Origin of the sequence: Porcipelethomonas ammoniilytica, from assembly GCF_025567485.1 — a bacterium.
Lineage (GTDB): Bacteria > Bacillota > Clostridia > Oscillospirales > Ruminococcaceae > Porcipelethomonas > Porcipelethomonas ammoniilytica.
Genome location: NZ_JAOQKH010000117.1, coordinates 1 through 328, shown reverse-complemented (window position 1 = coordinate 328; position 328 = coordinate 1). Strand labels below are relative to the sequence as shown.

1 protein-coding gene is annotated in these 328 nt (G+C 53.0%); it reads right to left on the bottom strand.

All coding sequences use genetic code 11. The features are described from left to right. Positions 1-328 (bottom strand): hypothetical protein (locus OCV67_RS13570; protein ID WP_178085200.1); only part of this gene is annotated, 328 nt, incomplete at both ends.

Genomic DNA, 328 nt, shown 5'->3' with positions numbered 1-328 from the left:
CTGTCCTGCCGTCCATTTGCCCTCCATGTCCTGAAGAGTTATGTATGTCCAGTTGCCGCCAACATACAGCCTGTCGTCAGCGTTTGTCATCAAAATTGTGTCGTAGCAGTTCGCCTGACCGAAATCGAAGCAGTTGCCGATATAAACCTCGCCGCCGTTTAAGTTCATCAGCTGCCCCGCATTGCCGCCCCAGCCGTCAGGGGAAGCTGTTCTGAACACAAGATTATTCTGGATAAGCAGCTTACCGCCGTTAACGTTCAGAGTTGCTCCGTTGCCCGACCAGAACTGCGGCATATCGGTTGTGAACGACATGCAGTCCGCAACGCTT